Source organism: Cellvibrio sp. GW822-FHT04B05 (genome assembly GCF_058800985.1).
The window spans coordinates 268409-285435 of record NZ_JBXAMU010000004.1; the positions used below are offsets into that span (position 1 = coordinate 268409).

The window sequence follows — 17027 nt, forward strand, 5'->3', positions numbered from 1 at the left end:
CTTTTATTAGTACTCGATCAAAGCTTGGTAATACGGAACCAGTTGATGTTCCAACCACCTTGTTGTGCGTAAATTCCGAAGCTATGAGTGCCAGCAGTCAAGGTTACAGTTTGGTTAACAGTAACCCAATTTTGCCAGCCGCCAGTGGCCGGGATAACTACATTACCCAACTGTACTGCACCGGCATTCAGGTCAGATGACAGGGTTGAACCCGATGGGCTGGCTACGCGATATTCAATGCGATAACTGCCTGTAGTCGGGATAGTGATGTTGGCGTAAGCCATCCAATCTCCGGCATCAATGTAAGACACATTCTGGCCGCCACCGGTATCGGTAGTTGCTTCAGTCTGTACACCATTCATTGCGGTGAAGGCCTCAGCTTGTACCAACTGGCTGAAGGCCGGAGCAGAGCTGCTTGCAGCGGGCGTGCTACTTGCCGCTGGTGCACTTGAGGTACCACCGGAGCAGCAGCCGAATTGCACCCAGGCAGTATCAATGGCGCCTGCGCCCTGGGCGATAGTGAAGAAGTAACGCACCGTCGCACCGGCTGGAATGCTGTTCACTGTGAAGGTATTGGAGTTATCGGCATTGTGGGTCATGCGGATATTTTGCTGCGCGCCACCATTAATGGTGTAGTGGATATCTGCCCAGGCTGCATTGTTCGCATGGAAGCGCACGCTGGTGCTGGTCAGCACAGTGTGGCCGTAAGGCGTAGCCGCAACTGAACTGGCAACAGAGCTTGGTGCTACCGATGACTTGGAAGACGATGCCACACTACTCGGTGCTGCTGAACTTGGTGCAGAGCTGGTAGCGCCACATCCCGCACCGCTGGATACCACTGACTGGCCAGTGCGCTTCAAAGCATAGCCTTTGGCAGGTACAGAGAAGTTAGTACCGTCAGAGTAAGCCACGGTGATTGCCGAGCAACCGAAATTGTAGGCGATGTAAGTCAACACACCATTCTTGTTAAAGGCTACTGCCGCCGGATGATTGGCAGTCAAGGCGCCGGTACCGGTTGCCAGATGACCCAATTGCTTCAAGGTATATACCCAGTGATAGGTATGGGCCTTGGTCTCACCCTCTTCAGGGATCAAGTTGTTCAGGCCGTAAGCCAACATATCATCCACCGCCGCCTGGCCATTGGTCATCGACCAGATATTCCACCAGACATCGCGCCATTGACCATTCGGGAGACCGGACGGCTTGCCGTTCGACGATTCGCTCAAGCCCAGGGTTACATAGTTAGTCAGGTACGCCGGATGCTGGCCGATGTGCAATACCAACGGGCTCAGTGGCAAGCCTTGAATACCGAGGATATGCGCATAAGCACCGCTGAACCAGGTAGAGAACACATGACCGTTGCCCCAGATGATCGAGGTGGTTGGCTTGGTGTAAGTCGAGGTGAAGTTGTCGTAATCGCCACCCAAACCTTTGTAACGGTCGATGTTGTTCCAGTATTCCCAGTAGGCAGCCGTTGACGACGCATGCAGGTACATACCGCGCTCGGTCAGGGCATTGTTGCCGGTGATCATGCCGTACAGGATGATCGCGCCATAAGCGTTAGCCGCTTCGGAAGTCGATTCGTTATTGTTACCCAGCGCGAAGTTCGCATGGCCTGATGCCCAGGAGAAACCGTAAGCCGGATCGAAATTGCGCAGATAGGGAAACATGGTGTCGTCGCGGCCGGCAGCGTAGTCGCGGATCAGCAATTCAACCATCGGACCGTATTGGGTAGACCCACACCAGCCGGCGTCAACACGGCAGATTTCCGCTGCTGCGCGAACGAAATAACCGTAGTGGAAGTGGTGGTCGTTCAACTGTTGTTGCGCGCCGAAAGACTCATCAAAGCCCAGCAAGGTGTTCCAGTTATTGTCGTAGGCGAAATATTTGGTCTTATCCAACGCACCGGTAGTATTGGCGCGGAACCAATCCTGCAATTCGGCTTTGAGCCAGGCAATCATTTGGTTCGCTTCGGTGGCCATGCCGATGGAACGGGCAATCGCAGCAAGCTCGGCCACTTTGCCATAGTTTTTACCGGCCCAGTAAGTGTCGGTCGCACTATTCCAGTTGGCAGTGCCCTGGTTTACAAACTCGGTTACCAGCGCACGCAATTGGGTTGCGTTGTAATCACCGATGTTTTCCGGGAAGTAAGGCAACACGCCCACATAAGGAATGGTGTAACTGAAATTGCTGGTGGTCGCAAACTTGGTCACACCACGGGCAGAGCGCACTTTATAGCTGGTCACGCCCTGGGTAGAATTTTTCCAGTGCAGCGGTAACAGGCCAGCCATGGTGGTGACGTTAGCACCATTGAATTGGTACTGGTGGCTGACGGTCACCTTGTTGGTCGCGCGATCAACCGCGTAGTTGATATTTACTTTGTCTACGCGCTGGGTAGCGTATTGGGCAAATGCCGAGATCATCGCGGCAGAAGGAGTGCCGGTCAACTGTGGCAACCAGGCAACGGTCATGCGCTTGGTGCTGTTGTTAACGCCGATACTGTTGGTGTTAACGCCGCTGAAGGTAGTCGCATCGTGGCCGACGATCAGGAACGCATTGCGGTTGCCCGCCACGTCAGTCCAAACGCCCAGGTTATTGCCACTTTGATGAAAAACCCCTTTCTCACCGCCGTCGGCAGACTTGGTGCGTACCACCAGGTTGCCTTGCAATGCAGTGAAGTACACGTAAGGTGAGCCGTGCACGAAGGTCGCTTCCATTACCGCTGTAGCGCCACTTTTCCACTGCACAGTGACCGAGCCGTCACTGTAATCTTTCAGGAAGGCTTCAAGATTTGAATAGGAAGAGTTGCCTACCGCGATACCATCAAACACTTCACTAAAGGGATCGGGAATCGCATAAATAGTCTCGTTAGTGGCGGTGCGCAAGCCGCCGGGAATCCCCAGGATACGCACACCGCGCTCGGTAATCCGCGCGGTGATTGGATCGGGAGTGATGTAGCCGGAATCTGTTGGAGCGTTGATTTTCATCTCGCCCATAAAGGAAATTGAACCCCACCAGCGGTGAGTCATAGTCGGCTTGGTGCTCGCCGGCGCCACTACTTGCGGATAGATGGGGGTCGGTGTACCTATGGGGTTACAACTGCTGACACCGGGTTTAACTACACCGGCATTGTGGATCCAGTTGCCGTGGTCGACAGTACATTTCCAACCGGCAGTATTAATGGTGTCGCTGATGTTACCCGCACCATAATTGAGAATTGCAGCGTGGCTGGCATGGGCAAAACCAAGCGCGCCCAGCAACAGCAGGACTCTGTTAAATCTTTTCATAATAATGACCCGATGATTGTTATTGATTATTGAACCGGGAGCCCAATCGTCTCGGGGAGCATGCTGTTACATCAATGTTATTGTTCTTAGAGTCCTGTTGGTGGATCGCCCTGAGACCGGGGATATTGTGCTCCAGTGTTGCCATCCTCTACCTGTATTTCGTTTCGGTCGTCCCATGTTGGCGCCAAAAAACAAACTGGGCGTGTCTCACTTTAGGCAGCGCAAAGGTGAACCTTACAGATAAATCTTACTTTTGGTTCGCCCTTTACTATCCCCATAGGACTTATGGCCATCAAAAAACGAACCTCGGGATAAACATGACAAATTGCGTCTATCTTCTAAAATGAAAGTCGATACAACAATGGAAGCGTTGCATGTCCACCATGACCCACTCTATTCGGCTCATCGCCGCGCTGGCGGCACTGCTTGTTAGCGGATTCTGCACCGCAGGAAAACCGCTGGCAAATGCGAATGCCGTAACCGGCACGACGCCGATGGTCGTACGCTATTATGATCGCGGCCTCAAGGACGCACGCCACGCCTATAAATTCGAATTGATTGCCCGTATTCTGGAGGTGACTCGTGCTGAATATGGCGACTATACCCTCGCCCCCTTTGGCGAAGAGCCCAGCGCCAAGCGCCAGGCCCTGCTGATCAGCGAAGGTAAAATCCTCAACCTGCTGTGGGCATCGCCGGGAACAGTGATTGCGCGTGCCGATGTCATCAGCATCCCGGTCGATATATTGCGCGGGCTGCTCGGCTACCGTGTTTGCCTGATCAATCCGGCCAACTTTCCCGATACCGAAAAGCTGCAATCGCTCAAACAATTGCATATCGCCCAAGGGCTCAACTGGGCCGATATCGAGATCTACAAATACAACGATCTCAATCCCAAGCAGGCACCCACCTTCGAGGCATTGTTTGAGATGCTCGCCGCCAAACGCTATGAATGCCTGCCATTGGGTTCCGATGAGGTCATGTACACCTGGCGCGACCAGAAAACCAAATTCCCATTTTTAGCGGTGGAACCCAACATCCTGATTTATTACAACTACCCTATTTACTTGCATGTCAGCAAACAATTTCCGGAACTCGCAGAGCGAGTGAAATCAGGCTTGCAAAAGCTGCAACAAAACGGCGAATTTGATCGCCTGTTCCGCCAACATCACGCAGCCGATATCGCGCAACTTAATTTGCGCCAGCGCAAAATATTTTGTCTGAGATCGCCCTATTTACCCGACGAAGACCAATGCCAAAAACCACCTCCCTTTGCTTACTAGCAACAACGCTTCAATTATTTTGACACGCAAAAAACTGCCCAATCCTCGCGGATCGGGCAGAAGCAATGCGCTACGGACGACGAAGCGCTTAGGGTATTGGACAGGAACCTGCACAAGCAGAAGCATCATTCATTGCGCTGAAAGCGAACACAGTCAACAAAAGACCCGGCACAATCATTTTTATACGCATAACCAGAACCCTCATTAAAATTTAATAAGCCGTAATTTTCGACCGAAAACTACTGCTCATAAAAACGTAAAGAGGTATTGGACCAACAAGACCGGGAAAGAAATACACCATACCGAACGCTAACTATTTTTATTAGGATTATTGCCGGAGCAGCAACAAGTCGGGCGAGTCTACGCTCTCGCAGTTGGAAAACAATCGCATTAAGCGACAAAATATTAAATCAGGACGCAGCACACAATAGTAATGTGTGCTGGTATACAGCAGAAGCTTATACAAAAATCATTTTTTATTTTCGCGCAGCATCACTTCACGGAAATGCTTACCTTGCATCGTTGGCTCATAGGTCTTGTAGTCGGTAAACATTTGCGGTGACCAATCCGGATCAAACACCCACGCCACCCAGCTAATACCTTTACTACCAAAGTAATCGGTAATGCGCTTGCCGTATTTGCCATCATCAATTACCGGGATATGTGCACCTTTATCCGTTGCCAATTGGTAGCCGATTTCTGTAGCAAACACCGGATACTTATCGGCGATAAAACCAAAATCGCGCTCCCAATTTTTTTCGTAAGGCGCACCGACTTTCATCGGATATGGATGACTCACATAGGCAACATTGTCACGCTCGATAGGTGCCGCTGCTACCGGTGTTAAATCGTAAGCCCAATTAAAACCGGCCACCAACGAAATAACGTTGGGATTGTGCGCCTGAATTACGGTAATGATTTCTTCGTTAATCACTTTCCACTCTGCCCAACTCATAATTCCCAGGCGACCGTTGAATACGGTCGGCTCGTTAAAAATTTCATAAAAGGCAACGGCGTTAACACCCACATAGCGTTCGGCAACCGTGCGCCAGAAATCATTGGTTTCTCCGCGGTCGGTGTAGTAGGAATTGTTTTGGAACATGTGTGATTTCAGGTTGCCAATCGAATGCCAGTCAATAATAACGTACATACCCAATTCGTTAGCCCAAATCACTGCTTGGTCAAGCATCGCCAAATAAGCTTGCTTGCCATTTTTACGCCAGGCGGATGGATGCACCGGTATGCGCACTACATTTGCACCCCAGGCTTTGATTACCTCAAAATGCGCTTTATCGAAATGTTTATCGCGGTTGATTTTATCGGGATCAGCAATATTAACCCCGCGAAAGACAATCACCTTACCGGAGCCATCGACAAATTTATTACCCTGTACTTTTACCAATGAAAGCTGATGGATAATTTTGCTTTTATCGAAAGCGGGAATATCAGTTGCATTCCACCAACCGCTGGCATTTTGCCAGGCATTGTCGGCCAATGTATTTGCACTAATGAAAATAAATAACGGGAATAAAAATACCTTCAAATAATAATGCGGAAATTTCATACCAAAGCCTCATGCATTTTTATTAATTATCTCAGTTCTAGCATAATTAAATAAAAACACAATCGGCGGGAATTAACGCTATTTTACCCGACACACAAGTAACATCGACTAGCGTTCAATTTTGTAAATAATATCTACGCTTTGGGTTTCACCTGATTCAGCCTCCAAACGCAAATGCTGTGAGAGCTGATATTCCATTCCCAAACTGAAGGCGCGATCAAAAATACCGACCACATAGCGCACCAACAATTTTGGCGTAAGGTATTTCCCAATCCACAATTGACTTTGATTGATACCTTCATCGGATTTTATTTCCAATTCATCGAGATGAAAAAACTGTGTTATTTCAGTAGTAATCGAGCCTTTGGAATCCATCCCAAGGCCACTCATTGCACCCAATAGCATAGAGGCATCCGCTTTGGTTACTTCATTTGCCGGCTTACCCGTAATCAGCATCATCATCGCCTGGCTCTCCGACTTCGGAGGCAATGAAAAAACATCTGCAATCGGGCGCTGCAAAGTGCCGCCAATTTCCAAACCAACTTGAATATCTTCTTCACCTTTTATGATGCGCGATGCACGAATATCCAGACCAGGGTTTTCGTAAGGTCCCTGAAAAATCAAACGACCGCGTTCGATAGTGAGTGTCTGCCCATAAGCTTTATAGTTTCCATCAACCACACTGACATAACCGCTGGTGAAAAATGGTCGCTGGGCTTCTTTGAGCAAATTTACTTTACCCGATAGCTTACTGTTTAAACCAAAGCCCTGGAAGCGAACATCATCCCCCAATGACATATTCAAATTGGTAAATAACGTGATGGGGATACTGGATTTACTCTGTGCAAAATTTTCATCGACAATAATCGCATCTCTCGATACCTGCGTGGCCGACTCCGGTAGCCGTTTAATATCGGCGCGCGCCCATGGAATTACTGCGTCACCAGAGAGAGAGACCGCCTCGCGATTAGCGGTAATTTTAATATCAGGACTGAGGGTCGCGTTTAATTGCTGTAAAGCGACGACCTGAAAATCCGAGCCGTTTATAAAACCCTGCACTGTCCAATCGGGCGTGCCAAATTGATTTAAATCACCCACCAACGAAAGGCGGCCTTTGCCTGATTGCAGCTGGCTAACCAAACTGATATTGCCCGCTTGAGTGGAATTAATTTGTATATCAATGTTAGTGAGATCCAAACCCAACCCGGGCAGATTTGCCACACCATTGCGCAAACTGATTTCACCCAGCACATAGGGTTGGGAAAAACTGCCGCCCGCGGTTAAGTCTGCACGAAAATCCCCTTTTACATCATTGGCAAAGGTCAGCAGTGTTTCAAGCGGGGCCAGGCTGGAAAAACGTGCCTGCACTTTTCCATCAACAATTTTTTGCTGTGCCAAATCCAAATGCGTTGTTGCATCCAGCTTTCCATAACCAACCCATTCCATTCCAGCTACTGCATTTAATTGTGCCTTTTTCAAATCAGCGCGCACTGCAAAATCACGCCAGGCATATACCTCGGTAATGCCACCTGCATATTGGTAACGTAACTCTGCGTTGCGGGTACTGATATTGGCATTCATTTCAGTGTCATTTAATGCAAAGGTTTTGCTGGTGAGATTTAATGAACCATCCATTACACCCGCAAAATATACCTCTGTTTTAAATAGCGAGAGAAATTGACGCAGCGGCACTGAATCCAGACGCACATTAACTTTTGCTCCGTTGGCACTCGCCCAATCGCCATGAATGCATAATTGCGGTAACGCATATCGCTCAATACCGCTCGCTTGCAACGGCGCAGCAGAAACTAACCAATCGTAAGTATTCGTAACCCGCGACTGATTTGGCATCCAGTCATTGACTACTTGCTCGCGCTCAACCAATTCCGAACGCTCCACTGCTGCGGTCAAATTTGAACGTGTCGTCAAACATTGGTCGCCGAGTACAACAGCGCTGCCATTAACACGGATAGGCTTGCTGGATTTCAACCACCAGCGCGGTACTTTTTTTAATTTAACCGCCAACTGCTCTAGGGTTCCTTGCCACTCGGTTCCATCAAAACCACCCGCGACTTTAATATCTGCACGGCCATAGGTTGTGCTTCTTACCGTCGATTGCAATTGGTGTTTATTGAGTGAACCTGATCCATTTACCTGAATAGTAGAAAAATTATTTTCACCAATGCGCAGTTGGCTGGCGGAAAATGCCAGGTCGTAATATTCATTGCGCAAGGCATCGGCAATCACTGTTGAAATTTCCGGCACTGCAATTGGCGATTGTGGTTCTTGCTGCAACGATGCTGGTAACTGTTTGTTTTGCGCTTGTGTTATTGATAATTCAGTCTCTTCCGCTGGATCTTCTGATTGCTCCGCCGAACTTTTTGTTGCGGCACTGTTCGCCGCAGAACCATTTACATTTGCTAAGGCTCCCTGGGGTGAAAGGGATAACTCCAGTTTATCGACGCTATAACTGGCCCATTTAAATTTTTCTGCTGTGGCTGTGGCACTCATACGTGGCTTTTCCCAATTACCACGCAACTGCCCTTTACTAACCACACTACCCGCAATCCGATCATCCAGCTGTTGCAGGATAGGCGCACTGAGATTCCAGTCCAGATTAAAAGCTTCGCCCATGGAACCATTTACCTGCAATTGGTTTGCACCAAAAATTAAATGCAAAGAATCTGAACTGACATTTTTACCATCAAACTTTAGGCTACCATCGCCTTGTACATTAACGCCGCGCAATTCGCCTGCAATATGTAAATTATTTAACTCTACATTCCACAAATCATCAGCAAGTTCACCACTCGTAGAAAAAGTAGCATTAAGATCACTGGGCCAATTTTCTATCAAACTGCCCAAATCAAGGCGCTTGGCATCTGCATCGATTTGCCATTGTAGGCTCGGCAGCCAACGTACACTGCCTTTCAGCGTGAGCCCCGCATCGCTGGTCATTAGCTCGGCTGGCAACTCCTCTGCATTTGTAACGGCATCGGCAATCAGCTTATCCACATTCGCTACGGCATCAATACCGGTTGATGAATTAGTCGCAGCAAGTGCCTCAGGGGCAGGCACCGGTAATAGCTCTTTGATAAGCAACTCATCAATGCGGATTTGTTCCAAATCTCCCCCTGCAACGGTATTAATAGCCAACGCCGGGGTATTGGGTAAATGGATATCACCTGCCAATTGCACTTTGTAATTCCGCCAGCTTCCTGATGCCGTTAATTTTCCGCTGGTAACAGGTGAAGGTTGCGCCGGAATCCACCAGGCTGCCGGTAAGGTTTGCTGTTTCCAATTCGCTGCGAGGGTCATCAGCGGTACTGTCTGCAATTGCTTTTTATCATTTACCAACTGCACTTTTGCATCGGCTTCCAGCACCACCGGCGAATTGATTTTATTATTGAGTCTCACATCAAGCAGACCACCTTCGATTGAAGTGACGCCCGCATAAACCAGCGGCGGTAATTCCCCAACTGGCGCCACAGTTGGTGTAGTTGTCGCAGTCGAGCCAGGTGTTTGCGATGAGGTTTGCGATTGTGATGATACCGGTGCAGGCGCCTGCCACTGCCATTGCAAATTGGCGCTCGTTTTATAGGGGAAGGCGAGATCGCTGGTGCCGGTTAAATTCACCGAATAATCATCATTTACCAACGCGAGATTGTTGTAGCGTAATTTAAGTTGACCATGGCTCAATGAGCCACTCAATTTATTCCATGAGAGCCGGGTTTCACCTTGCACGAATTTAATATTGGTTAGTTGCAGCTGATCAAGCTGGATTGCTACCGGCAAGCCTAAATAAGGCCATTGGTTAAAGGGTTCAACAGGAACCGGTGTCGGTGCAGAAGGTGGTAATTGCACCAGAATATTTTTTGCAGCCAGCGATTGGATCGCCAAGGTGCTGTAAAGCAAAGCCGCAGGTCGCCAACGAAATGAAACTTCCTCGGCACGATAATGCTGGGTGCCATCGTGATAATCGATAAAGGTTACATCAAGACCAGTGCGCAGATTACCGGAAAGTTCTCCCAAACTCACACCGGCAAAAGCAGCGAGACGAGCAACAACCCAGTGACTACCGGTTTCGGTCTCCACTAGTGCGCTCAGGCTGGCGAGCAGAATAATAAACGTAGCCAGCAGGCTAAAAAAAATATTGCGAATTTTGCGTAACATCAGTGTGTATGACCGCCGCATTAACCACTAAAACAGTTATTGATATTGTCGATATCAATGCAAATTATAAATCAGGCCCCATGGTGATATGTAAACGCCAACCTTCATCACCATCCAGCGCCTTGGCTACATCAAGCCGAATAGGACCTATAGGCGAGATCCAACGGGCACCCACTCCCGCTCCTCGCTTCACTTCAATACGCGAATCATCAGCCGCATTGCCTGCATCAAAAAAAACCGCAGCAGCCCACTTGGTATCTTTAAATAAATAATCGTATTCAATACTGTTGACTAACAAATTGTTACCGCCAACCACTACATCCTTAAGTACACCGTCTTTATCGGGGATTTTTTCTGTTGGGCCAAGTGATTTATAATCATAGCCACGGACACTGGAGTCACCACCGGCAAAAAAACGCACTGAGGCAGGTAATGCACTGAAATCATCAAGCTGGGTTGTGCCTATTTCAGAGCGCAATAAAATTCTTCCAAATGAAAATCCCTTTACATATTTTGCACGGGCATAAAATTGTAAATAGCTGAAATCCGAGCCTAAACTTTGCGGTGAACCGGACAATTTTGCCAACAATGTCCAACCGGACAACGGATAGGGTGCGCCATCCGTTTTGGTACGGGTGACAGCAACAGAGGGAATAATCAAATCAGTGCTGTTTTCAGGTTCAGCGCCAATAAAGGAATCTTCCTGTTGGTAATCCAATGCATAGGTTTGCAACCATTTATTGTCCTGATAATAAGTATAGCTGGTACCGTAAGTATTTTTATAACTGCGCGTAGTCTCGGTGATTTCTTTTTCGTAACCGGTGTAGATGCGCAAAAATTCATAGGCGGGTCGGCGCATAGGTACGGTGTAAACTAGCAATGCAGTGGTTTTCTTTTCCGCAGTATTGAGATCGGCTGCAATGGAATGCCCGCGGTCGTTAACATATCGATCATCAAACCCCAACAAAATCCTTGGGCCGGTGTCAGTATCAATACCCGCACCGATGGAGTATTCGCGGCGCTTACGCGCTTCCAATTGGATATTGATTGGCACTTCGTTATCTTTTAGCGAATGAATTTCAGGTGAAATGCTCGCCACTGAAAAATAATTGCTTGTGTTATATAAGGTTTTTAATTCAAGCAATTTATCTGAATCATAGAAATCACCTTTTGAAATATTCAGGTAGCGCCGTAAGAAGTTCCCATCCAGAATATTGTGCTGCAAATTAATTTCGCCGATGCGATAACGCGGGCCGGTATTGTAGACGAGCGCTATAATGGCCGATTTTTCAGCAACATTAACCGTGATTTGCGAATACTCAAATTCTGCGTCGAAATAACCATGGATGGAAGCCAAGGTGCTAAAGCGCGTTTTTAATCTTTCGTATGCACCGTGATTTAATCGTTTTCCTAAAGTGATACCGGGTTTGTCATAAAGCGGTTGGAAAATATCATCGTCACGGCCTTCGCCGTTAATCTCGATACGCAACTCGGTGACTAACACCGGAGCACCGGGGGTGAGTTTTAACTCCAGCCCCCAACAATCTTTATCATTGACCAGTTTGGGGACGTACTCAAGTTGGTAAAAACCTAATGCCTGGGCTGCCTGGGTAATTTCATTTTCGGCATCGCCTAATAACGCGTGCAAACGCCACAGCGGCGTTTTACAACTTTCATCAGCGAGGGTAAGGTGTTGACGAATATTTTCGCGCAGGCTTTTCGTTCCGCCTTCGATTTTAATCTCAGGCTCTGCCGCCACTATGGGCACAGCTGCCAGCGCGAACAACAACGCAAATACGTATGCAAAGGTAGAGGCTGGTGTCAGCAATTCAGGCATCTTCATTATGGATTGGGGTCGACTACTACTTTAACTGCTAAACCACGCGGCTAAAAGACTAATTTTGTGACAATCTTGTTCGAGTAATTGTTCCTCCGGACCGTTATAATTCAGTCCTTTGTTGTGTAGCGCACATAGCGGTGCCTGCACTTTACTCACGTCGCTTGTTGGAATCCCGTTATGCTCAGCTATCGCCATGGCTTTCACGCCGGCAATTTCGCCGATGTACTTAAACATACTGTATTAGCGCACGTGCTTGAATACATGACCCGGAAAGATAAGCCGCTTCGTATAATCGACACCCATGCCGGTGCAGGCGTATACAAACTAAGCGGACCGCAAGCACAAAAAAATCGCGAATTTGATTCGGGCATCAGCCAGCTTTGGACCAACCAGCAACAACCAGCAGCCATTGCCCGTTTTGTCGAACAGGTTCGTACCGTCAATGGCGGCGGTGCCTTACAACTCTATCCTGGTTCACCGCTTCTTGCGCAGACATTAATGCGCCCGATTGACCGCTTGTTTTTGCACGAACTGCATCCCACTGATTTTCAATTTCTGCGCGATTGTATGCGCGACGATAAACGCGTTCGTGTGGAAAATGAAGATGGCTTTGCCGGCTTGCAAGCACTGCTACCGCCGCCGGATCGCCGCGCACTGGTATTGATCGATCCATCCTACGAAGTAAAAAATGATTACCAGCATGTAGTCAAACAAATAATTCAAGCGCACAAACGTTTTTCTACCGGTACTTACGCAATTTGGTACCCCGTAGTATTGCGTCAACGCATTGATGAAATGGAATTGGCCTTGAAAAAATCCGGAATTAAAAATATTCAATTGATGGAATTCGGACTGCAACCCGATAGCCTTGAACACGGTATGACATCCAGCGGCATGATCGTGATCAATCCACCCTGGACGCTCTGGGCAGCAATGGAAGAAACCTTGCCGTGGTTGGTAGACACATTAACGGAAAATGGCGCCGGTTTTTATCGCCTTGAACAATTGGTTGCAGAAAAATAGCGAGCAGATCTTTTATGAATAATACCAACAAGCCATCAGAAAGTTTAAGCAAGGCTAAACGTGCAGCAATTTTATCAGCCACTGTTTTTCCAGGTGCCGGCCTGTTTTTTTTACGCAGTTATATACGCGGTTGTATTTTTGCACTGCCCGCATTAATTATTATTATGATGCTCTTTAAAAACCTGCTTACCGTTGCATTGCAATTAAATGAGCAAATGGCCGCCGAAGCAGCGCGAGGAAATTTTGCGCTGGATATATCCCATATGTGGAGCACGCTGCACAGTGCACTGTTTACCTCGCCGTATTGGGAACATGGCAAATGGATTTTATTGGCAAGCTGGATGCTGAGTATTGCCAGCTCCTATTTTGTCGGAAAGAAACTGGACCAAACACCACACCAACCATAATTGGATAACCTTTTATGCATCCTTCATTCATTGCAATCGGTTTATTGTTCTGCAGTAATATTTTCATGACATTTGCATGGTATGCGCATTTAAAAGAACTTAACCACAAGCCGTGGATTATTGCAGCATTAATTAGCTGGGGTATCGCGTTATTTGAATATCTATTGCAAGTACCGGCCAACCGCATTGGTTATACCGTTATGAGTGTTGGCCAATTAAAAATCTTGCAAGAAGTTATTACCCTGAGTGTATTTGTTCCCTTTGCCGTGTTTTATATGAAGGAGCCGCTCAAGTTGGATTACCTCTGGGCCGGCTTATGCCTTTTAGGTGCAGTTTTCTTTATGTTTAGAGATAAAATGTCCGGATAATTCCATTCAAATCTGTAGCAGTCCGATATAAATCAGCTATACATAAATATGACCTCGGACACACTTTTTTGGGCAAGACCAAACTTATGGAGATACGAATAATTCCCGCAGGTTAGCCAGACTTACCAACTCCAGGGTGTTAGCGTGCTCAATCAGAATCTCAACCAATCCCCGGCCAATCAACCACCAGGCAAACCTCCGCTCCTGACCTATCATGAGGATTTCAGTAAACAGAAAATAAAACGCCTGGTCCAGATCTTGCGCATCACCCAGGTCGCGCTTTTGCTGGTCAGTATTATTACGATCAGCGCAGGGCATTACAACGATGCCATCGTAATGCTCGTTACCGGCGTTTTTTTATTTACCGTCGATTGGGCAATCTATAAAAAACACCCGGTTACCGGTGCCGCAATTTTTTTAGTTTCGCTCACGTTTATGCTCTCACACCTGGCTTGGGTTGGCAGCGGCACTCGCGACAGCTCATTGCTGGGTTACTGCGGCGTCATGATTTTTGCAGCCATGCTCGGCAATAAACGCCTGTTAGTTTTTTTGCTATCTATTATGGTTGCGGTATTACTGCTCATTGCCTATGTCAACGAAGCGGGCATTTATCAAAATAGGATAGCGCCAATTAACCTCGCCACTGGAACTATTACTGTTGTCATCCTGGTGGTCATTGGTTTTGCCGTATGGATGTTGGCGCACGATTATCGTACAGCGCTGGATGAACTCGCACGGGAAAATGAACGCGTTAAAAGTGCCAAAAGCCATATTGAGCATATGGCAATGCACGATCCGCTCACCGGCTTACCCAATCGGATCATGGCACAAAATAATTTCGATAGAATTTTCCAGCAAGCCCAGTCACAACAACAATTATTGGGACTTATTTTTATCGATCTGGATAACCTAAAACCGATTAATGATTCTCTCGGTCATCAAGCAGGCGACCAGATTCTAAAAGAGGTAGCGTTACGATTATTGAGTTACACAAAAAAAGTTGACCTTGTCTGTCGTTACGGCGGTGATGAATTTATTGTATTTATGCCCAATGTCAGTTCTACCGACGAAATATCCAAAACCAGTTTGGAAATACTGCAGTTAGTGTCAGAAAATTATCTCTATCGCAATATTGAAATTTTTTGTACTTGTTCGATTGGCATTGCGCTTGCACCGCAAGATGGTGAAGACCTTGATACGCTGATTAAAAAAGCTGACATCGCTATGTATCATTCCAAAGATTCCGGGCGTAACAGCTTCCGCTTTTTTAATCCGACCATCAGCCACAATATGCTTGAACATATCAGTTTAATTTCCGGTATGCGCAAAGCTTTGCAAGACAATCAATTCAGCCTGCACTACCAACCTAAAATAGATTTACAAACCAATCAGGTGTGCGGCTTGGAAGCATTACTGCGCTGGAACCATCCGGAGCAGGGATTTATTCCACCGACGACGTTTATTCCACTCGCAGAATCGTCGGGACTTATTATCCAGTTGGGTGAATGGGTCATTTGTGAAGCCTGCGAACAAGCCAAGCGTTGGTATGATGAAGGCATTTTGCAATTTGCGGTCGCCGTTAATATTTCTTCGATCCAATTCAAACGCGGCAATATCGATGCGATTGTGTTAGGGGCGCTTGCAGCGAGCGGCTTGCCACCACAATTTTTGGAATTGGAACTCACTGAATCCCTATTAATTGAAGATAGCGATCGCCTTGCGACCACTCTTGCGCATTTGCGCAGTGAAGGCGTGCATTTATCAATTGATGATTTTGGAACAGGTTATTCCAATCTCGGTTACCTGAAAAAATTTGAAGTAGAAGCGCTTAAAATCGACCAATCATTCGTACGTAAAATGGATGACCATGCTGGCGATGCTGCAATTGTGCGCGCGATCATTCAAATGGCCACCAGCCTGGGCTTAAAAACCATCGCTGAAGGTGTGGAGGATGTAAATACCGCCGCACTATTGCGCAGCCTCGGCTGCACACAAGCACAAGGTTATTATTGGGCGCGGCCAATGCCAGCTGAAGAGGTAAAAGGATATTGTTTGGCGGAGCGCTAAATTTCGCCGTACCAAAACAGTAAAACCGTACAAATTTGCACAGCCTTATTTATTCATTAACGCAAGGGTTTTGTCATAAACGTGCTGTAAGGGTCTTCGCCATAATCGCCAAATGGTCCGCAATATTCAAAACCGAACCGCTCGTAAAGTTTACGTGCAGGGGTAAAAAAATCTTGCGGCCCGGTTTCCAAGCTTAATCTCTGATAATTTCGCTCGTTCGCCACAGCCATAATATGCTCCATGATTTTTACCGCAACGCCTTTACCGCGGTAGGCATTGGCGGTGCGCATGGATTTAATTTCTGCATGATCTGCAGCTAACTGTTTTATCGCACCGCAACCGGCCAGGTTCTCACCATCCCATACCGTCCAAAAGGTAATTTCTGGTTGGCGCAATTTATCCAGATCAAGTGCATGCACGCTTTCCGGTGGCGATATCGAATACATATCCTGTAGATGTTCATTTAGTAATTGGGCAACCTGTGGCGAACTCAAATCATCTATTTTTATTAGCATGGATTTGGCCCTTCCTTTTTAAAAGTGGTAGCAGCAATATACTGATCTTCAGTCCATACCTGCCTGGTACACATACTCTTTAATTTATAACCCGATAATCTCTCATAAATCCCATCGACCCACTTCCTATCACTGTCATCCCCTGAAAGCGAGTTTTTCACAGTTTCAACAAGCTGCTTTGCCGCAACAGAAATTTCTGTGTAATCATCATTGGCAACAATAAAACGGATGTAGAGGAATTTATTATAGGCCGCCAAAAATTCAGCATGGGTTGGCAGTGGCCGATCAATATCAGGCAACGAGGAAATGATTGCGGTGTAATACCCATCCCCGCGCTGGCCGGCACAACAAATGCCTAACAGAATCCATGCATCAATAACACTTACTCTATGCATTTTTAGGCCTGGTCAGAATGGCGACATTTGCGAAGGCCGGTAATGGGAAAAATTGGATTAACGCAAAAATCCATGATTGCAAAAGCATGGCTCCTTTATTCCCGTTTA

The 17027-nt window shown here is 47.3% G+C and carries 11 protein-coding genes; 5 read left to right on the forward strand and 6 right to left on the reverse strand.

The features are described 5' to 3' along the window. Positions 1 to 17: 17 nt before the first annotated feature. A complete protein-coding gene (locus AC1RJL_RS14355; RefSeq protein WP_492915186.1) occupies positions 18 to 3287 on the reverse strand; it encodes a glycosyl hydrolase in 3270 nt (1089 codons plus the stop codon). 374 nt (positions 3288 to 3661) lie between these two features. Between AC1RJL_RS14355 and AC1RJL_RS14360 the strand changes: the two genes are divergently transcribed. Then, on the forward strand, positions 3662 to 4567 hold the full coding sequence (locus tag AC1RJL_RS14360) for a hypothetical protein (protein ID WP_492915188.1): 906 nt from the start codon (positions 3662 to 3664) through the stop codon (positions 4565 to 4567). A gap of 469 nt (positions 4568 to 5036) precedes the next feature. Here the strand turns inward: AC1RJL_RS14360 and AC1RJL_RS14365 are convergent, their stop codons facing one another. From AC1RJL_RS14365 to AC1RJL_RS14375, 3 genes are all read right to left on the reverse strand, one after another. Continuing rightward, the gene (locus AC1RJL_RS14365) at positions 5037 to 6131 is read right to left on the reverse strand and encodes a glycoside hydrolase family 5 protein (RefSeq protein ID WP_492915189.1); all 1095 of its coding nucleotides are present in this window, start codon (positions 6129 to 6131) and stop codon (positions 5037 to 5039) included. Between the two features lie 108 nt (positions 6132 to 6239). Beyond that, positions 6240 to 10304, reverse strand: a complete 4065-nt coding sequence (locus AC1RJL_RS14370) for a translocation/assembly module TamB domain-containing protein (RefSeq protein WP_492915191.1) — start codon at positions 10302 to 10304, stop codon at positions 6240 to 6242. Positions 10305 to 10368: 64 nt separating this feature from the next. After that, positions 10369 to 12147 (reverse strand): autotransporter assembly complex protein TamA, encoded by a 1779-nt coding sequence (locus AC1RJL_RS14375; RefSeq protein WP_492915193.1) that lies wholly within the window; start codon positions 12145 to 12147, stop codon positions 10369 to 10371. A gap of 174 nt (positions 12148 to 12321) precedes the next feature. Between AC1RJL_RS14375 and AC1RJL_RS14380 the strand changes: the two genes are divergently transcribed. The 4 genes from AC1RJL_RS14380 (at position 12322) to AC1RJL_RS14395 (ending at position 16009) form a co-directional block, all read left to right on the forward strand. Further along, positions 12322 to 13167, forward strand: a complete 846-nt coding sequence (locus AC1RJL_RS14380) for a 23S rRNA (adenine(2030)-N(6))-methyltransferase RlmJ (RefSeq protein WP_492915195.1) — start codon at positions 12322 to 12324, stop codon at positions 13165 to 13167. A 14-nt stretch (positions 13168 to 13181) separates the two neighbouring features. Further along, positions 13182 to 13574, forward strand: coding sequence for a hypothetical protein (locus AC1RJL_RS14385; RefSeq protein WP_492915197.1), 393 nt, complete (start codon positions 13182 to 13184; stop codon positions 13572 to 13574). Positions 13575 to 13588: 14 nt separating this feature from the next. Beyond that, on the forward strand, positions 13589 to 13942 hold the full coding sequence (locus AC1RJL_RS14390; RefSeq protein WP_492915199.1) for a DMT family protein: 354 nt from the start codon (positions 13589 to 13591) through the stop codon (positions 13940 to 13942). 144 nt (positions 13943 to 14086) lie between these two features. Then, positions 14087 to 16009, forward strand: a complete 1923-nt coding sequence (locus tag AC1RJL_RS14395; protein ID WP_492915201.1) for a putative bifunctional diguanylate cyclase/phosphodiesterase — start codon at positions 14087 to 14089, stop codon at positions 16007 to 16009. Positions 16010 to 16065: 56 nt separating this feature from the next. Here AC1RJL_RS14395 and AC1RJL_RS14400 read toward each other — a convergent pair whose 3' ends face one another. Both AC1RJL_RS14400 and AC1RJL_RS14405 read right to left on the reverse strand, forming a co-directional pair. Then, positions 16066 to 16524, reverse strand: a complete 459-nt coding sequence (locus AC1RJL_RS14400; protein ID WP_492915203.1) for a GNAT family N-acetyltransferase — start codon at positions 16522 to 16524, stop codon at positions 16066 to 16068. Continuing rightward, positions 16518 to 16919: a hypothetical protein gene (locus AC1RJL_RS14405; protein ID WP_492915205.1), complete on the reverse strand. Its 402-nt coding sequence runs from the start codon at positions 16917 to 16919 to the stop codon at positions 16518 to 16520. The genes AC1RJL_RS14400 and AC1RJL_RS14405 overlap by 7 nt, the downstream gene beginning before the upstream one ends. Between the last annotated feature and the right edge of the window lie 108 nt (positions 16920 to 17027).